Annotated in this window: 12 protein-coding genes and 1 pseudogene; 3 read left to right on the top strand and 10 right to left on the bottom strand. The window is 69.0% G+C overall.

Translation table 11 applies throughout. From position 1 onward, the window contains the following. Positions 1–355 precede the first annotated feature (355 nt). The 9 genes from Aut01nite_RS10675 to Aut01nite_RS10635 form a co-directional block, all read right to left on the bottom strand. Positions 356–2,104 (bottom strand): acetyl/propionyl/methylcrotonyl-CoA carboxylase subunit alpha, encoded by a 1,749-nt coding sequence (locus Aut01nite_RS10675; RefSeq protein WP_043533397.1) that lies wholly within the window; start codon positions 2,102–2,104, stop codon positions 356–358. Positions 2,105–2,346: 242 nt separating this feature from the next. Beyond that, positions 2,347–2,961, bottom strand: a complete 615-nt coding sequence (locus Aut01nite_RS10670) for a Maf family protein (RefSeq protein WP_043533398.1) — start codon at positions 2,959–2,961, stop codon at positions 2,347–2,349. Positions 2,962–3,037: 76 nt separating this feature from the next. Further along, positions 3,038–4,183 (bottom strand): S8 family serine peptidase, encoded by a 1,146-nt coding sequence (locus tag Aut01nite_RS10665; protein ID WP_043533399.1) that lies wholly within the window; start codon positions 4,181–4,183, stop codon positions 3,038–3,040. Beyond that, on the bottom strand, positions 4,184–5,578 hold the full coding sequence (locus tag Aut01nite_RS10660) for a hypothetical protein (protein WP_043533400.1): 1,395 nt from the start codon (positions 5,576–5,578) through the stop codon (positions 4,184–4,186). It abuts the gene before it with no gap. After that, positions 5,578–6,069, bottom strand: coding sequence for a hypothetical protein (locus Aut01nite_RS10655; protein WP_043533401.1), 492 nt, complete (start codon positions 6,067–6,069; stop codon positions 5,578–5,580). Before Aut01nite_RS10655 ends, Aut01nite_RS10660 begins: the two co-directional genes overlap by 1 nt. A 137-nt stretch (positions 6,070–6,206) precedes the next feature. Next, positions 6,207–7,367: a S8 family serine peptidase gene (locus Aut01nite_RS10650; protein ID WP_152629131.1), complete on the bottom strand. Its 1,161-nt coding sequence runs from the start codon at positions 7,365–7,367 to the stop codon at positions 6,207–6,209. Continuing rightward, on the bottom strand, positions 7,368–8,822 hold the full coding sequence (locus Aut01nite_RS10645; protein WP_152629132.1) for a hypothetical protein: 1,455 nt from the start codon (positions 8,820–8,822) through the stop codon (positions 7,368–7,370). Then, a complete protein-coding gene (locus Aut01nite_RS10640) occupies positions 8,822–9,286 on the bottom strand; it encodes a hypothetical protein (RefSeq protein ID WP_052164615.1) in 465 nt (154 codons plus the stop codon). Before Aut01nite_RS10640 ends, Aut01nite_RS10645 begins: the two co-directional genes overlap by 1 nt. Positions 9,287–9,372: 86 nt before the next feature. Then, a complete protein-coding gene (locus Aut01nite_RS10635) occupies positions 9,373–9,570 on the bottom strand; it encodes an acyl-CoA carboxylase subunit epsilon (RefSeq protein WP_084000173.1) in 198 nt (65 codons plus the stop codon). A 101-nt stretch (positions 9,571–9,671) separates the two neighbouring features. Between Aut01nite_RS10635 and Aut01nite_RS44775 the strand changes: the two are divergent. The 3 genes and pseudogenes from Aut01nite_RS44775 to Aut01nite_RS10620 form a co-directional block, all read left to right on the top strand. Beyond that, positions 9,672–11,207 (top strand): annotated as a pseudogene (locus Aut01nite_RS44775) (serine/threonine-protein kinase); the annotation flags it as partial. A 1,861-nt stretch (positions 11,208–13,068) separates the two neighbouring features. Further along, entirely contained in the window at positions 13,069–13,287 is a 219-nt protein-coding gene (locus tag Aut01nite_RS10625; RefSeq protein WP_043533402.1) for a hypothetical protein, read from the top strand. Between the two features lie 35 nt (positions 13,288–13,322). After that, positions 13,323–14,063: a M50 family metallopeptidase gene (locus Aut01nite_RS10620; protein WP_043533403.1), complete on the top strand. Its 741-nt coding sequence runs from the start codon at positions 13,323–13,325 to the stop codon at positions 14,061–14,063. Here the strand turns inward: Aut01nite_RS10620 and Aut01nite_RS10615 are convergent. Further along, a complete protein-coding gene (locus tag Aut01nite_RS10615; protein WP_043533589.1) occupies positions 14,060–15,622 on the bottom strand; it encodes an acyl-CoA carboxylase subunit beta in 1,563 nt (520 codons plus the stop codon). The two genes, Aut01nite_RS10620 and Aut01nite_RS10615, sit on opposite strands and share 4 nt — an antisense overlap. Between the last annotated feature and the right edge of the window lie 104 nt (positions 15,623–15,726).

The following is a 15,726-nucleotide window of genomic DNA, read 5'->3' as shown; positions in this document are numbered from 1 at the left end:
CGGTTTGCGGTGGCCGCCAGGACCGGGCGTACGGTGGACTCGCCCCGCGCTGTGCAGCGGCGCGCGGCCGCGGGCCGTCGGTAGGTCCCGTATCGGCGGCCCGCTCCTTGAACGCGCCACACGACGGGATGTGACGGCCTCTCCACCCCCTGTCCGCCCCGTGAGAAGGCCGCTCCACCCCTACTCCTGCCGCGCGGAGGCCCCACCCCGTGTTCCTGCCGCGCGGAGGCCTCCTTCGTCCGCGAGAAGCCCGCGAGAAACCCGCGAGAAACCCGCGAGAAGCCCGCGAAAGGCCTCGGGCAGCACGAAGCCCGAGTGCGCCAGCGCACTCGGGCTTCTTCGGATCGTGCAGCGGTCAGTCGATGGTGCAGAGGACCGTGCCGGCCGTGACCGTGGCGCCCGGCTCGACCGCCAGGCCCGCCACCGTGCCGGCCTTGTGCGCCTGCAACGGCTGCTCCATCTTCATCGCCTCGATCACCACGATGGTGTCGCCCTCGGCGACCACGTCCCCGTTCTGCACGGCGACCTTGACGATCGTGCCCTGCATCGGCGCGGTGAGCCCGCCGCCGGTCACCGCGGCCGCCCGGCCCTGGGCGCCACGGGGACGCGATGAGCTGCGTTTGGGGACCGCCTGGCCCGTACCGGAAAGGAGGGTCTTGGGAAGCCGCACCTCGATGCGCCGCCCGCCCACCTCCACCACGACGGTCTCCCGCTCGCCGGCCTCGGCCTCCGTCGTGGCGGGGGCCGCGAACGGCGGGACCTGGTTGTTCCACTCGGTCTCGATCCAGCGGGTGTGCACGCTGAACGGCTCGCCGGTGAACGCCTCGTCGCGGATCACCGCCCGGTGGAACGGCAGGACCGTGGCGATGCCCTCGATCACCGTCTCGTCCAGCACCCGGCGGGCCCGCTCCAGAGCCTCGGCGCGGGTCGCCCCGGTCACGATGATCTTCGCGAGCATCGAGTCGAAGTTGCCGCCGATCACGCTGCCCTGCTCGACGCCGGAGTCGACCCGCACACCCGGCCCGGACGGCCAGGTCAGCGCGGTGACCGTGCCCGGCGCCGGCAGGAAGCCGCGGCCCGCGTCCTCCCCGTTGATCCGGAACTCGATCGAGTGACCGCGCGGCGCCGGATCCGCGGTGAACGGCAGCGGCTCGCCCGCGGCGATCCGGAACTGCTCCCGCACCAGATCGACACCCGCCGTCTCCTCACTGACCGGATGCTCCACCTGGAGACGCGTGTTGACCTCCAGGAACGAGATCGTCCCGTCCTGGCCCACCAGGTATTCCACGGTGCCGGCGCCGTGATAACCGGCCTCCCGGCAGATCGCTTTCGCGCTCTCGTGGATCTGCGCCCGCTGCTCGTCGCTCAGGAACGGCGCCGGCGCCTCCTCGACCAGCTTCTGGTGACGGCGCTGCAGTGAGCAGTCCCGCGTGCCGACCACCACCACATTGCCGTGGGTGTCCGCCAGGACCTGCGCCTCGACGTGCCGGGGACGGTCCAGGTAACGCTCGACGAAACACTCGCCACGCCCGAACGCGGCCACCGCCTCCCGGGTCGCGCTCTCGAACAGCGCCGGGATCTCCTCCATCGTGCGAGCCACCTTCAGCCCTCGGCCGCCGCCGCCGAACGCCGCCTTGATCGCCACCGGCAGGCCGTGCCGCTCGGCGAACGCGACGATCTCGGCCGCGTCCGCGACCGGATCAGGGGTGCCCGGCACCAGGGGAGCCCCCGCACGCTGCGCGATGTGCCGCGCGGTGACCTTGTCGCCGAGATCGCGGATCGCTTGCGGTGTCGGCCCGATCCAGGTCAGGCCATCATCCTGTACGGCCTGGGCGAACTCGGCGTTCTCGGAGAGGAACCCGTAACCCGGGTGCACCGCGTCGGCCCCGGATCTGGTCGCGATCTCCAGCAGCTTGTCGATGCGGAGATAGGTGTCCGCGGCGGTCTCGCCGTCCAGCGCGTAAGCCTCGTCGGCCAGGCGCGCGTGTGGCGCGTCCCGGTCACTGTCGGCGTAGACGGCGACGCTGGTGAGGCCGGCGTCCTTGCAGGCCCGGATGACCCGGACGGCGATCTCGCCACGGTTGGCGATCAGAATCTTCCGCACGACTGTGAGCCTAACGGTTCCTCAGGTGGATCCGGGCCGCTGAGGCCTCACGGTTGTGGATCGTTCCCACCACACGGACACCGCATGACCGTCAATCGATATGTTAGTCCAGATTCGTCAATTTTCGCACGTCGTATGCTTGCTCCTGGCTCTGGCTTGCCGTTCGGGCCGGCCTCGCTCCTCGTCCGGACAGGGCGCTTCGAGCGCGCTCTTCGTCCGGACCGGGCGCGCTCTTCGCCGGATCAGTCACGCCAGAGGCTCGTGATCGGGATGCCCATGTCGGCGAGCAGACGGCGCAACAGCGGCAGCGACAACCCGATGACGTTGCCCGGGTCGCCCTCGATCCGCTCCACGAAAGCGCCACCCCGGCCGTCCAGCGTGAACGCGCCCGCCACCTGCAGCGGCTCACCGGACTCGACGTACGCCTCGATCTCCGCGTCGGTCACATCGGCGAAGTGCACCGTGGTGGTACCGACCGCCTCCGCCTGCAACCCGCTCACCAGGCCGGTCAGGTGATGCCCGGTGTGCAGCACCCCCGACTTGCCGCGCATCGCCATCCAGCGGCGCACCGCCTGCCCGGCATCGGCCGGCTTCCCGAACACCTCACCCTCGAAAGCCAGCACCGAATCACAGCCGAGCACGAGCGCCGCCGGATCCGCCGGCAGGTTCGCCGCGACCGTCCGCGCCTTCATCCGCGCCAGCGCCAGACTCGTCGTGTAGGCGTCATCGGCATCGACGACACTCTCGTCCACGCCACTGACGATGACCTCGGCATCGATCCCGGCCCCGGTGAGCAACGCCCGCCGGGCAGGGCTGGCCGAGGCGAGGATCAGGCGGTATGCGATGTCGGTCTGCACGGAAAACGAGCCTACAAGCCCCACCCATACAAAACCGTCACCAAGCAGCGTGTTTCCACCCTGATTCCGGTTTCGCTCAGGCGCCGGTCCGTCGCCTCCGGACCAGCACGAGCGCCACCACCGCACCGGCGGCAACGACCACCGCGCCGATCCCCCCGAACAGAAGAAGACCGGAACCGGACGATTTCGGCGCGGGCACGGCCTCGGCCGACGCCGACTCCCCGAGCTGCACCGCCGACTCCGCGGGCTTCGCCACCGCCGACGATGCCGACGCCGAGGGGGTTGCCGAAACCGGGAGCGGTGGCACATCAGCGGTCAGGGCCTTGACGATGTTGAGTACGCCGTACCCGCACTCCTCGTCCTTGCCGGGCGGCCCGATGTCGTCCGCGGTCGCCGTCAACCGGTGAACGACCTCCGGCGCCGAGAGCTTCGGGAACTTCGCCCGGACCAGTGCCGCCGCCCCCGAGACGATCGCCGTGGAATCGGACGTCCCGGTGGACCGGCCATAGCCGCCGGTGCGGCTCGTCGTGGCGATCTCGGTGCCGGGAGCGCAGATCGCCATCTCCGGCCCGGTCACGGAGATCGCGGCGTGCCTGCCCTGCCGATCCGTCGCCCCCACAGCCATCACGCCGGGAAGCGCGGCAGGATAGCCCAGCTTCAGGTTGGTGGTGGTGTTCCCGGCACCCGCCACGACGACGACATCCGCGGCCACAGCGGCCCGCACGGCGCTCCTGATGAACCTCGAGTCGGGCACGACGACCGACAGGTTGATCACATCGGCGCCGGACCTCACCGCTCGCGTGATGCCCTCCGGGACGCCCCGGCCGATGTCCGTCGCGGCGCCGTCATCGATCGGGACGAGCTTCGCCGCGGGAGCGATCCCGAGGATGCCGTCCCCGGTGCCGTGCCCGTGACCGACGATGATGCCGGCCATCCGGGTCCCGTGCCCGTCCTTGTCGGTCTGTCCCGAGCCGGCGCCGCCCGGACCGGCGCCCCTCTGGAGGTTCCCGGTCAGATCACGGTGCGGGAAGACCCCACTGTCGACCAGCGCCACAGTGACGCCGGCGCCCTTGGTGATCCGGTGCGCCTGGTCCACCTTCAGGTAGGGCAGGTGCCATTGCGCGTCCCTGATCTCGTCGGCGAACGCCGGCGTGCCCGGGACGAGACTCGCCGTCAGTGCACAGGCCGCGACGAAGCCGGCCGCTTTCCCGCTTCTGATCACTTATCGTCCACCGATGGTGGGCCCGGGATCGATCCGCTGCGCCGCCGTCGGCGGAAGCAGCACCGGATCGATGCCCTCCGAGGTCTCCCAAGGGTTGTCCGGATCCCACTGCCGGCCGCGGGACTCCTCGTCACCACGGGCGGAGGCACGCCGTCCCATCGGAGCAGCCGGGTTCGCGCCGCCGATCATGCCGCCGGACGGGTTGATCCGCTGCGCTCCGCGGGCCGGGGAGCCCGGCGGAAGCCCTCGCCCACCGGGCTGCGCGCCACCACTCGTACCGGACGGGAGACCACCGATGACCCCACCGTTCGAGACGGAGGTCCCCCGAGCGCCCGAAGTGGGCTGGAACGTGCCGGGCGGAGCGCCGTTCACCGCGGGCGGAGCGCCGTTCACCGCGGGTGAGCGGGAGAACGGCGAGGTAGACACCGGCGTCGCGCTCGGAGTCGAAGGGCTGCTGGGCGTGAAAGTGTACGGGCCCGGCGTATTCATCGTCGGCGTGGTCGTCGGCGTGATCGTCGGTGTCGTCACCGGCGGCAGACCAGTCGTGGACGGCTGCTGCGGCTTCGTGCCCCCGAGAATCGGCCCCTCCGTCGACGGATACGACGGGAGCGACGGATTCGACGGGAGCGACGAGTCCGGCAGTCCTGGCCGGGTCACCGGACTCGTCGTGGGCCTCTCCTCGACCGAACTGTCGACAGCGCGTTTCGACGTACTCGGCGGGGTCACCGAACGGGGCGTGAACGGCGGCACCATCGGAGGCATGCCGACGCCCGAAGCGCCCGACCCCAGCCCGTCCTCGCCGCCGTCGACACGGCCCGACGGGATATAACGTTTCGGGGCGATGAAGGTGCTCTGCGTGGCGGCGAGCTCGGCGGAGAGAGACTGCATCGTGTCCCGCGCCTGCCTCTCCAACTCGGTCCGGCGCTCGTAGGCCCCCGTCGGCGCCGTCGGCAGCGGGTCCGTCGTCGCGAGAGGAGTCGCTGCCGCGGCCTTCTCGTACGCCTCGATCGTGGCCTTGTTCGCCGTGTACTCCTGCTCGAGAGCGGCCAGCTTGACCTTGGCCTCGTCCACGGCGTCGACACCGCCGATGAGGGCACGCCCGTTGGCGCTGGAGGCGAGCTGGGTCTCTTCGAGGCTGGCGATGAGAACTTCGAGACGGTCCACGTAGGCGGCCGCGGCGCGGCTCCGCTCCGGCGGCCACGCCTCGGCAAGCTTGTCGCGGTAGGCCTTGACCTGGCGCACATGGTTCGCCAAGAGCTCGGAGGACTTCGACCAGGCGTCGCCCATGGTGCGGTGCGGCGCACTGTCATGGTTCTTCAGAAGCGGCCAGATCATCTCGATCGGCATGGTCCGCCAGTCGGCCCGGTCGACGCCGCCGCCGGTCTCGATACCCATCAAGCACCTCCGGAGCTGGGAATCTCGGTGAAGGTCTCGCCGGTCCCGGTCCCTGACCCGCTGGTTCCGGTGCCGGAGCGGATGTCTGCCGGGTTCAGGGACGGGGCGGTGCTCTTGAAAGCGGCCTCGACATCGGAGAGCTTGGCGCTGGAGAAGGCGTCGGAACCGCGGTACTGCCGGCTGATTCCACTCGCTGCGTCGGCGAACTGGTAAGTGCCGTCGGTGTAGACGGCCACGTTCATCTGAGTGGCGATCTGAGCCTGGTCGTGCGAATACAGGAACAGGTGCAGGTCGTAGTAGGTCGTCTCGGGCAGCGGCTCCGTCATGGTCGTGCTGACAGCCTCCGCGTACGGCGCGAAGTTGTTCTGAATATCAGCCTTGAGCTGCGCGGCGAACTGCTCCATCGCCGCGATGTCCGCCTCGATGGCACCGAAGTCGGTGTAGTCGACGTTGCCCAGCCACGTCCCACTGCTGTCCCGAGCTTCGGGCATACCGCGTCCTCCCATCGATCCCCGGCGAATGACCCCTGAGAGGTTAGCGAATGACCGCCCAGGCTTCCGCCCCCGTGGATGAGGGAGACGCCACTCCGGTGGCCGCGTTATCGTCCGCGGCCACCGGAGGGCGACATCTACGAACCCGGCCGTCGCCGGCGTGCGACGAGAAGCGCGACAAGCGCTCCGGCAGCAACGATCCCGGCACCCACCCCGGCCATGATGATCGGCAGGTTGGAACCGGCCGGCTCGGGAGCCGGCGCGACCCCGACCGACGGCGTATCTCCGGCCGGCCCGGTCGCGGACAATGCCGGATCAGCGGTTGCCGGGGAACCGGTCGGCTGCCCGGAGGAGACCCCCGCAGGCGCAGTGAGCGGCGGTACGTCAGCCGTCAGCGCCTTGACGATGTTCAGCACCCCGTAGCCGCACTGGTCGTCCTTACCCACCGGCCCAATATCCGTAGCCGTAGCCGTCAACCTGTGAATGACCTCGGGCGCCGAAAGATCCGGAAACTTCGCCCGCACCAGCGCCGCCGCCCCCGACACGATCGCCGTCGAGGCAGAGGTGCCTTCGCCTTTAGAATACTTATTCCCGAGATCTGTTGATACCATATCCACGCCAGGCGCGCAGATGTCAATTCCAGAACCAGTGACAGAGAATTTAGCGTGCTGGCCTTTTCGATCTACCGCGCCCACTCCGACCACTTCGGGCATTGCTGCAGGGTAACCCATTCGACCGTTCGTGGACGTGTTCCCTGCGCCGGCCACAATAACGATGTCAGCTGCAGTTGCTTCGGCCACGGCCTCATTCATCGATCTCGAGCGAATAGTTGTAAGCGAGACATTGATCACTTTTGCGCGAGACTGGGCAGCCCACTGAATCGCGGTTACGAGGGAGTCGCCGCTGTTTTCGCCGTCAGAAGCCCGCACTGGAAGCAGGCGGGCGTTCGGCGCTACCCCGATCGCGCCATCGCCGGAGTTGCGACCGTGTCCTGCTATTAATCCAGCCATTGCTGTTCCGTGGCCATCTTTATCTGTCCTGCCAACGCCATCGCCGCCGGGCACGGTGTCGGTGCCCTGTTGAAGGTTTTTGGCTATATCGGTGTGTGATGAAACTCCCGTGTCGAGCACGGCAACGATGACTCCGTCGCCCTTTGTGATGCTGTGCACGCGCGAGAGGTCAAGAAACTTGACATGCCACTGTAAATCTCGGATTTGGTCTGCCCGCGCAGGGGGTGACGGATAGAGGATTGCGGCGGTGACGAATGTAACCGCCACCGCTTTCTTGAGCAACTTCACTTATCGCCCACCGATTGTCGGACCAGGATCGATGCGCCGCTCTGGTTGAGGAAGCAACACGGGATCAATTCCAGCGTCGGTCTCCCAGGGGTTGTCCGGATCCCAAGTCCGGGATTGCTCTTCCTCCCCGCTCCGGCGGGTCTGACGTTGCCCAGGCCGAACCATTCCGTCCTGGCCGATCATGCCGCCGACGGGGTTGATTCGCTGCCCAGCACGGTTTGGCGATCCCGCCTGGCCTGCACGACTGGCGGAGGGCGCTCCGCCCACCGGCATCCCCCCGACAGGCATTCCGCCCCGACCAGATGCCGACGTGCCGCCTGGCGGCACCGCGCCAAGGACCCCCGGATGCGGGGCAGGGTTTCCCCTGCCGCCGATGATGCCGGGGCCTACGCCGGGAGGTGTGCCCGGTCCTCGGCCGGTTGTGGGCGAGTGGGGGCCGAATCCGGACCGGGGGAGCGTGCTTGTCGGCGGGACGCCCGGCGTAATGGTGTAAGGCCCAGTGTTGTTCAAGTTCGGACCGGTGTTCGGCGTGGTGGTAATGGGGTTTGTATTCGTGGGAAGTGTATTCACCGGACCAGTCGGATCTGGTTTCGCGCCGCCTAGCACCGGCCCGTCGGACGGGGAGCCAGAGTCTGGAGAGTTTGGCTGACCGGTGAATCCACCGCCTGTGGGGAGCGGATTCGCCTCTGTGGAAGGCCGACTCGTTTCGACTGGTGCAGGAATGATGGAATCCGCAGGTCTAAGGCGAGCCGAGTGACCCGATGAGCCTGAAGAGGCCGACGCAACCGATCCGCCTCCGACTCCGCCTCCGCCTCCGCCGATCGAACCGGAGTTCGCATAGACATTTTCCAATGCCTGCTGGAAAGGTGCTGGGGAGACTAGGGCGAACTTCGCGGCGGAGAGTTCGGCGCTGGCCTTGGTCATGACCTCGGCGGCCTGCTGCTGAAGCATCTTCTGCTTCCAGTCGGGAACCGGATTCACCGGCTCCGGCCCGGGGATCATGCCGGCTTCCGCGAGGGGCTGCGAAGTGCTGCTCTTCGCCTCCTGGTACTCCGCGATCAGTGCCGCGTTCTTCAGGTACTCATCGCGGATGGTTTTGATCTCCGCCTTGGCCGCACTGACCGCGTTGATGGCTGAGGAGTACGTCGTGTAATTGGCGATCGAGGCCTCATACGTACTCGTCAGGTTCTCGATAAGGACGTCGAGGCGTGCGACGTAAGCCCGGGATGCGGAGCTGCGTTCCGGCGGCCATGCCTGGATCAGCTTGTCTTTGTACGTCTCGATCTGGGTCCGGTGCATAAGGATCAGCTCGTAAGCGTGCCGCCATCCTTCGAGGGCCGCTTGGTGTGGGACATGGTCGTGGTCACGGACCAGGTTCCACATCTGCTCGATGTCGGAGCTCGCGAACCTACCGGTGCCGAGGTACGCGCCTCCGCTGTCGTTGGCGACGGCCATCATGCCTCCCCGGACGGCGTGTAGGGATCCGCTGCGGGTGCGGAGGTCCCTCCGGGCGGCGGCGCGACCGCCCCGGACTTCTTGAATTCAGCCTCGACGTCGGCGACGGTGGCTCGGGAGAACGCGTCGGAGTCCCGATACTTCGCGCTGACGTTCTGGGCGGCGACGGCGAGTTGGTGGGTGCCCTCGTAGTAGAGGTCTACGTTCTTCTGGGTGAGGTCCTGGACCTGCTGGTGCGTGTACAGGAACAGGTCCAGTTCGTAGAACTCCTTGTTGGTGGGCACCTTGGTGAACATCGCCTCGGCCACTGCGTTGGCGTGTGGCGCGTAGTTGTCCTGGAGGTCCGCTTGCAGCTTTGCTGCGAAGTCCTCCATGGCGGCGATGTCGGCCTCAATTCCCGCCATGGAACTGAGGTCGTAGTCGGCGACCGTGCTCTTGGGCCCGTAGTCGTCGTACGACTTCATCGGCGAACCTCCCCCTCGGCAATCGACGAATGCCGCTAGGAGGTTAGCGAACAAGTGCTATCGGTTGCTGCCCCTGTGGATGACGGTCAGCGGGGGAGGGCGGAGGTGCGCCAGTTTCGCGGGGCTGCCGCGGGGCGCGCGGACCGGGACCAGTCTGAGACGGCTTGGGGCGGCGTGGGGTAATTGACCGAAGTGGATCGAGATGCCAGGATGGCGACAAGCGCCGCGACCTCATGATCGTCTAGGCTTCCTCGTACGACGCTGACCAGCGGTTCCTCATTCATCAACCGAGCGTACGACGCATGCCCGGAGATCCGGTGACACGTGTCCCACACTCGGCTGATCAATTCGCGGCCGCTCGACAGAACCAGGTATTTTCTGCGTGATGTCTTCTTCTCCCCCACTCGTTGTCGCTGATCGGTACCGGCTCGTTGCGCCGCTCGGTCAGGGCGGGATGGGTCGTGTCTGGCGGGCGACCGATGTCGTCCTGCACCGAGAAGTAGCGATCAAGGAGCTCGTGCCGCCGCCGGGACTGACCCCGGGCGAGCGGCAGGAGATGCGCGAGCGCTCCCTTCGCGAGGCGCGCGCCATCGCCCGGCTCAACAACATCAACGTGGTTCGCGTCTTCGACGTGCTCTCCACGGATGCCGACCCGTGGATCGTGATGGAGTACGTTCCGTCCCGTTCCCTCCAGGACACGCTGGCGCAGGACGGGCCGTTCAACCCGCTGCGCACCGCCGAGATCGGCCTCGGCGTGCTCAACGCGCTGCGTGCCGCGCACCGCAACGGCGTCATGCACCGGGACGTCAAGCCGGGCAACGTCCTGCTCGGAGCGGATGGGCGGGTGGTCCTCACCGACTTCGGCCTGGCCACCGTCCCCGGCGACCCGAACGTGACCCGCACCGGCCTGGTGCTCGGCTCCCCGGCGTACATCGCTCCGGAGCGTGCCCGTGACGGCACCGCCGGTCCGGCAGCCGACCTCTGGTCGCTCGGCGCCACGCTGTACGCCGCGGTCGAGGGGCAGTCGCCGTTCGCCCGCCCGTCGGCGATCGCCACGCTCGCCGCCCTGGCCACCGAGAACGTGCCGGTCGCCCGGAACGCGGGCCCGCTCAAGCCGGTGCTCAACGGGTTGCTGCGCAAGGATCCGGCGCACCGCATCAGCGCGGAGGAGGCCGAGCGTCTGCTGGCGCGCGCGGCCGGCCGTCGCTCCAAGATCACGTTCCCGATGAGCCCGAGCATGCGCCGGCCGGGCGCAGGCCGGGAGCGTCCGTCGTTGCCGAGCGGCCCGGGTGGCCCGCCGGTGCTGCCGGGTTCCGGTTGGGGGACCGCCACCGGTTCGGCCCCGGTCGTACCCAATCCGCGCCCTCCGGTCGTGCAGCCGCCCGCAGCCGATGGCCGCCCGCCGTATTTCGCGTCCGGCAAAGCCCAGGTCGGCGGTCAGACGCCGCCGGAGCCGCCGCGTCGCGGCGGAAAGCCCCTGGACCCGACGCGCCTGGACACCCCGCCGGTCAGAGACGACGTCAACCCCTTCTCGGGTACGGGCCAAGCGCCCCGTCCCGGCGCCGGCCGCCCCACGGGCCCCGGCCCGGGTCAGGCACCCCTGTCCGGAATCGGTCAGCCGCCCCGCCCCGGCGTGGGCCGCCCGACGGGTCCCGGCCCGGGTCAGCCGCCGCTGTCCGGAACCGGTCAGCCACCGCGTCCCGGCATGGGCCGTCCGACGGGCTCCGCTCCGGGTCAGGCGCCGGGTTCCGGTGTGGGCCGTCCGACGGGTCCCGGTCCGGGTCAGGCGCCGGGTTCCGGTGTGGGCCGTCCGACGGGTCCCGGTCCGGGTCAGCCTTCCGGTTCCGCTCCCGGTCAGTCGCCGCTTCCCGGCGCTGGTTCGACCCCGCGTTCCGCCCCCGGCCGTCCGACGGGTCCTGGTCCGGGTCAGCCGGCACGTCCCGGTGTGGGGTCTCTCGGGAGCACGCCGCAGGCCGGTCAGGCCCGTGCGTCCACCGACCCGCAGTCGATGGCGAACAGTTCGGCGCCCACGAACGCGCTGCGTACCGGCTTCACCGCCGCCGACGTCGCCGCCAACCGGCGTAAGCAGGCCGCGCCCGAGCATGAGCGTTCGCTGGCTCAGGCCACGTCCGGCTACCCGGTCGTGACCCCGCGCGACGCCGCGGCCGAGGATGCCGGGGACGCTCAGTCGACCACGATGACGAAGGCGGACGCCGAGGCGAAGTCGGGCGCCGCCGAGAGCGGGCAGGACGCCCGGGCCGGGGCGACCGCCGCGCCGGAGCGGGAGCTCGCCGGCGAGGCGGATGCCACTCCGAAGAGTGACGAGAGCACTGCTGAGGCTGAGACGCCCGCATCCTCGACGGAAACGGACACCGCGGAGGCGGACTCGAAGCCGGAGCCGGAGGCGACGCCGGAGCCTGCCGAGACGGCGGGAGCCGCTGCGGCTCCTGAGCGTGCCGAGACGGCGGCAGCCGCTGCGACGCCTGAGCGTGCCGAAACGGCGGAGCCCGCGGAGAAGCCGGAGCCGACGGACAAGCCGGAATCCGCGGAGACGCCGGATTCTGACGAGACGCCGGAACAGGCTTCGGCGCCCGAGTCCATCGCGCCGGCGGAGTCCGCTGAGGAGTCCGCCGCCGAGCCGGTGGCCGGGGAGCCGCCCGCTGAGGACAAGACCTCGGTGGTCAGCCCCGCCGCACGGCAGGCCGAGGAGAAGACCTCCGTGCTGTCGGCTCCGGCGGAGGAGAAGACCTCCGTGCTGTCGGCTCCGGCGGAGGAGAAGACGTCGGTCCTGTCCGAGGAGAGGACCTCGGTCCTGTCCGAGGAGAGGACCTCGCTGCTGTCGCCGGCCGGCGACGAGAAGACCTCGCTGCTGCTGCCGGCCGCCCGGCCCGCCGCTTCCGGTGGCGATGACAAGACCTCGGTGGTCAGCATGCCGCCGCGGCGCCGCATCATCACCGAGCCGGAGCAGGAGACCCGGATCGTCGGTGACGTGCCCGGCATCAACCGGCCGAACCGTCCGGCCTGGACGCCGATGCAGTTGCGCCCGGCGGCCCGCCGCGGGGTGACGATCTTCGGGACCACCCTGACCCGTCGCCAGGCGGCGATCGGTCTCGGCATCGTGCTCACGTTCGTGCTGCTGGTCGGCATCATCCTGGTGCAGGCGTTCGGCAACGACGACGCGGGCGACAAGGCGATCGTGCCGTTCGGCGTGGCGTCGGCTCCGGCGGATCAGGGCGGCGACAAGGCGTCCGGCTCGCCGGCTGCCAGTGCCACGCCGAGTTCGGCGGCGCCGTCGAGTCCCGCGGCGACCAACCCGACCGTTCCCGCTGGCTGGCGTACCTATCAGGCGAGCGGTTTCACCTTCTGGGTTCCGGAGGATGTGAAGGGTTCGGGCGGAAGCAACATGACGCTCGAGTGGGGCAAGTACGGAGCGCGGCAGTTCCGCATCGACGTCGTGCCCGGAAAGAACGACCCGGTCGAGTACCTGCGGGATGATTCCTCGGTGGGCGGCGGCAGCCCCAGCACGCTCGAGTACCACGGCACCACCGCGGCCGAGGTGGAGTACCCCCGGAACGGCGGCAGCCAGCGTGCGGTCCGGCGGGTGTTCGTCCACGGTGGCAAGACGTACGTGCTGACCTGGTACGCCCAGAGCGACGACTGGGACGCTGCCAAGAGCGACCGCGACAAGGTCTTTCAGGGTTTCAAAGTCGGGTAGTGATGACCTCCATGCGTGAGATCCGGATGACGGGGTAGTTATCCAACATCACGGATGGAGGTACACCATGAACTGCCGACGACACGGCAGTAAGCCCACGATCGCCCTGTGGATGCTGGTGGCGGTGGCTGACGTCGCGATCATCATGGCGTCCACCGGTCTTCTCGCGGTGCTGCTGGTCCTGTCCACTCTCGCGCTGCTCACCGCTGTCGGTGTGGCCGCGGCCCGTTCGATCGCCCGGCCCGAGCCGGAGCCCGCCGAGATCGTGGCCCGCAGGCGCGCATAACCCGGTGCATAGCCGGATCGGCTACAGTCCCCGGCGTGTCGATCGACGGTGTGAGTGATCTGTGGGATCAGCTTCTCGGAGCACAGCCCGACCCGCCCAGGGCGCTGGTGCTGGTCACCGCGGTGGCCGGCTTTCTCGCGGTGGCGATCACCGTGGTGTGGCGGGTGACCCGTAACGCCGTCACGATCGCCCATGAGGGTGGTCATGCGCTGATCGCCCTGTTGAGCGGCCGCAAGCTGAAGGGCATCCGTCTGGAGTTCGACACGTCCGGCCTCACGCTCTCGGCCGGCCGGCCGACCGGGCTCGGCATGATCCTGACCCTGCTCGGCGGTTACATCGCGCCGTCGCTGGTCGGGGTGCTGGGCGCGTGGCTGCTCGGCGGCAACCGGATCACGTTGCTGCTCTGGCTCGCGGTGGCGCTGCTGCTGCTCATGCTGATCAACATCAGGAACTTCTTCGGCGTGATCTCGCTGGTCGTCACGGGGGCGATCGTGTTCGCCGTGTCCTGGTACGCGTCGGCGCAGGTGCAGGCCGCGTTCGCGTACGCCGGCGTGTGGTTCCTGCTCTTCGGGGGTGTCCGCCCGGTGTTCGAGTTGCAGCGTCTGCGCAGCCGCGGCCGGATGCGCGATTCGGACGCCGACCAGTTGGCGCGGCTGACCCACCTGCCCGCGCTGTTCTGGGTCGGCGTCTTTCTCGTGGTGAACCTGCTCGCCCTGGCAACCGGCGCGTTCCTGCTGGCGGGTCAGTGGCTGCCGGAGCTGAGCGCCGCCGTCTAGAGCGGGATGTTGCCGTGCTTCTTCGGCGGCAGGGTCTCCCGTTTGGTGCGGAGCATCCGCAGTGCCCGGGTCACCTGGGCGCGGGTCTGTGACGGCTGGATGACCGCGTCGACGTACCCGCGTTCCGCCGCGATGTACGGGTTGGCGAGCGTGTCCTCGTATTCCCGGATGAGTTCGGTCCGGCGTTGTGCCGGGTCCTCGGCCGAGGCGAGTTCGCCCCGGTAGAGGATGTTGACCGCCCCTTGGGCGCCCATCACGGCGATCTGTGCGGTCGGCCAGGCGAAGTTGACGTCGGCGCCGAGGTGCTTGGACCCCATCACGTCGTACGCCCCGCCGTACGCCTTGCGCGTGATCACCGTGACCTTGGGGACCGTGGCCTCGGCGTACGCGTAGATCAGTTTCGCTCCTCGCCGGATGATCCCGTCCCATTCCTGGCCGGTCCCGGGCAGGAAGCCGGGGACGTCCACGAAGGTCAGCACCGGAATGTTGAACGCGTCACACGTCCGCACGAACCGTGCCGCTTTCTCCGAGGCCGCGATGTCGAGCGTCCCGGCGAGGTTGAGCGGCTGGTTGGCGACGATCCCGACCGGCCGTCCCTCGACCCGCCCGAAGCCGACGACGATGTTCTGCGCGTAGAGCGGCTGCACTTCGAGGAAGTCCTCGACGACCGTCTCGACGACCTTCTTGATGTCGTACGGCTGGTTCGGCGAGTCCGGGATCAGGGTGTCCAGGTCGAGGTCGGCGGCGTCCTCCTGGACCGGGTCGAAGACGACCGGCTCGTCCAGGTTGTTGCTCGGCAGGTAGGAGAGCAGCGCCCGGACGTACTCGATCGCGTCCTCCTCGTCGCTGGCCAGGTAGTGCGCGTTGCCGCTGCGGGTGTTGTGGGTCCGCGCCCCGCCGAGCTCCTCCATCCCGACCTCTTCACCGGTGACCGTCTTGATGACGTCGGGCCCGGTGATGAACATGTGCGAGGTCTGGTCGACCATCACGGTGAAGTCGGTGATGGCGGGGGAGTAGACGGCGCCGCCCGCGCACGGCCCCATGATCAGTGAGATCTGCGGGATGACGCCGCTGGCCCGGACGTTGCGGAAGAAGATGTCGGCGTAGAGGCCGAGCGCGACCACACCCTCCTGGATGCGCGCGCCGCCGGAGTCGTTGATGCCGATGATCGGGCAGCCGATCTTCATGGCCAGGTCGAGCACCTTGACGATCTTCTCGCCGAACACCTCGCCGAGCGAGCCGCCGAAGATCGTGAAGTCCTGGGAGAAGACGCAGACCTGCCGGCCGTCGATGGTGCCGTGCCCGGTGACGACGCCGTCCCCGTACGGCCGGCTCTTGTCCAGCCCGAAGGCGGTGGACCGGTGCCGGGCCAGCTCGTCGAGCTCGACGAAGGAGTCCTTGTCGAGGAGCAGTTCGATGCGTTCCCGTGCGGTCTTCTTGCCGCGGGCGTGTTGTTTCTCGATGGCGCGTGCCGAGCCCGCGTGCACGGCCTCCTCGGTGCGGCGGGCGAGTTCGGCGAGCTTACCGGCGGTGGTGTGGATGTCGGGCTCTGTGGTCACGAAGGTCTCCACCCTCTGAGCGCTCGTTAAGGCAACGATCAGCATCGTAACTGGGCGGATGTCGCACCGGGCGGGCGTCGCTACGCGTGCGTTTCATACCCAAT

Source organism: Actinoplanes utahensis (assembly GCF_016862455.1).
Classification (GTDB): Bacteria; Actinomycetota; Actinomycetes; order Mycobacteriales; family Micromonosporaceae; genus Actinoplanes; species Actinoplanes utahensis.
This window is presented reverse-complemented; position numbering and strand designations above follow the sequence as displayed.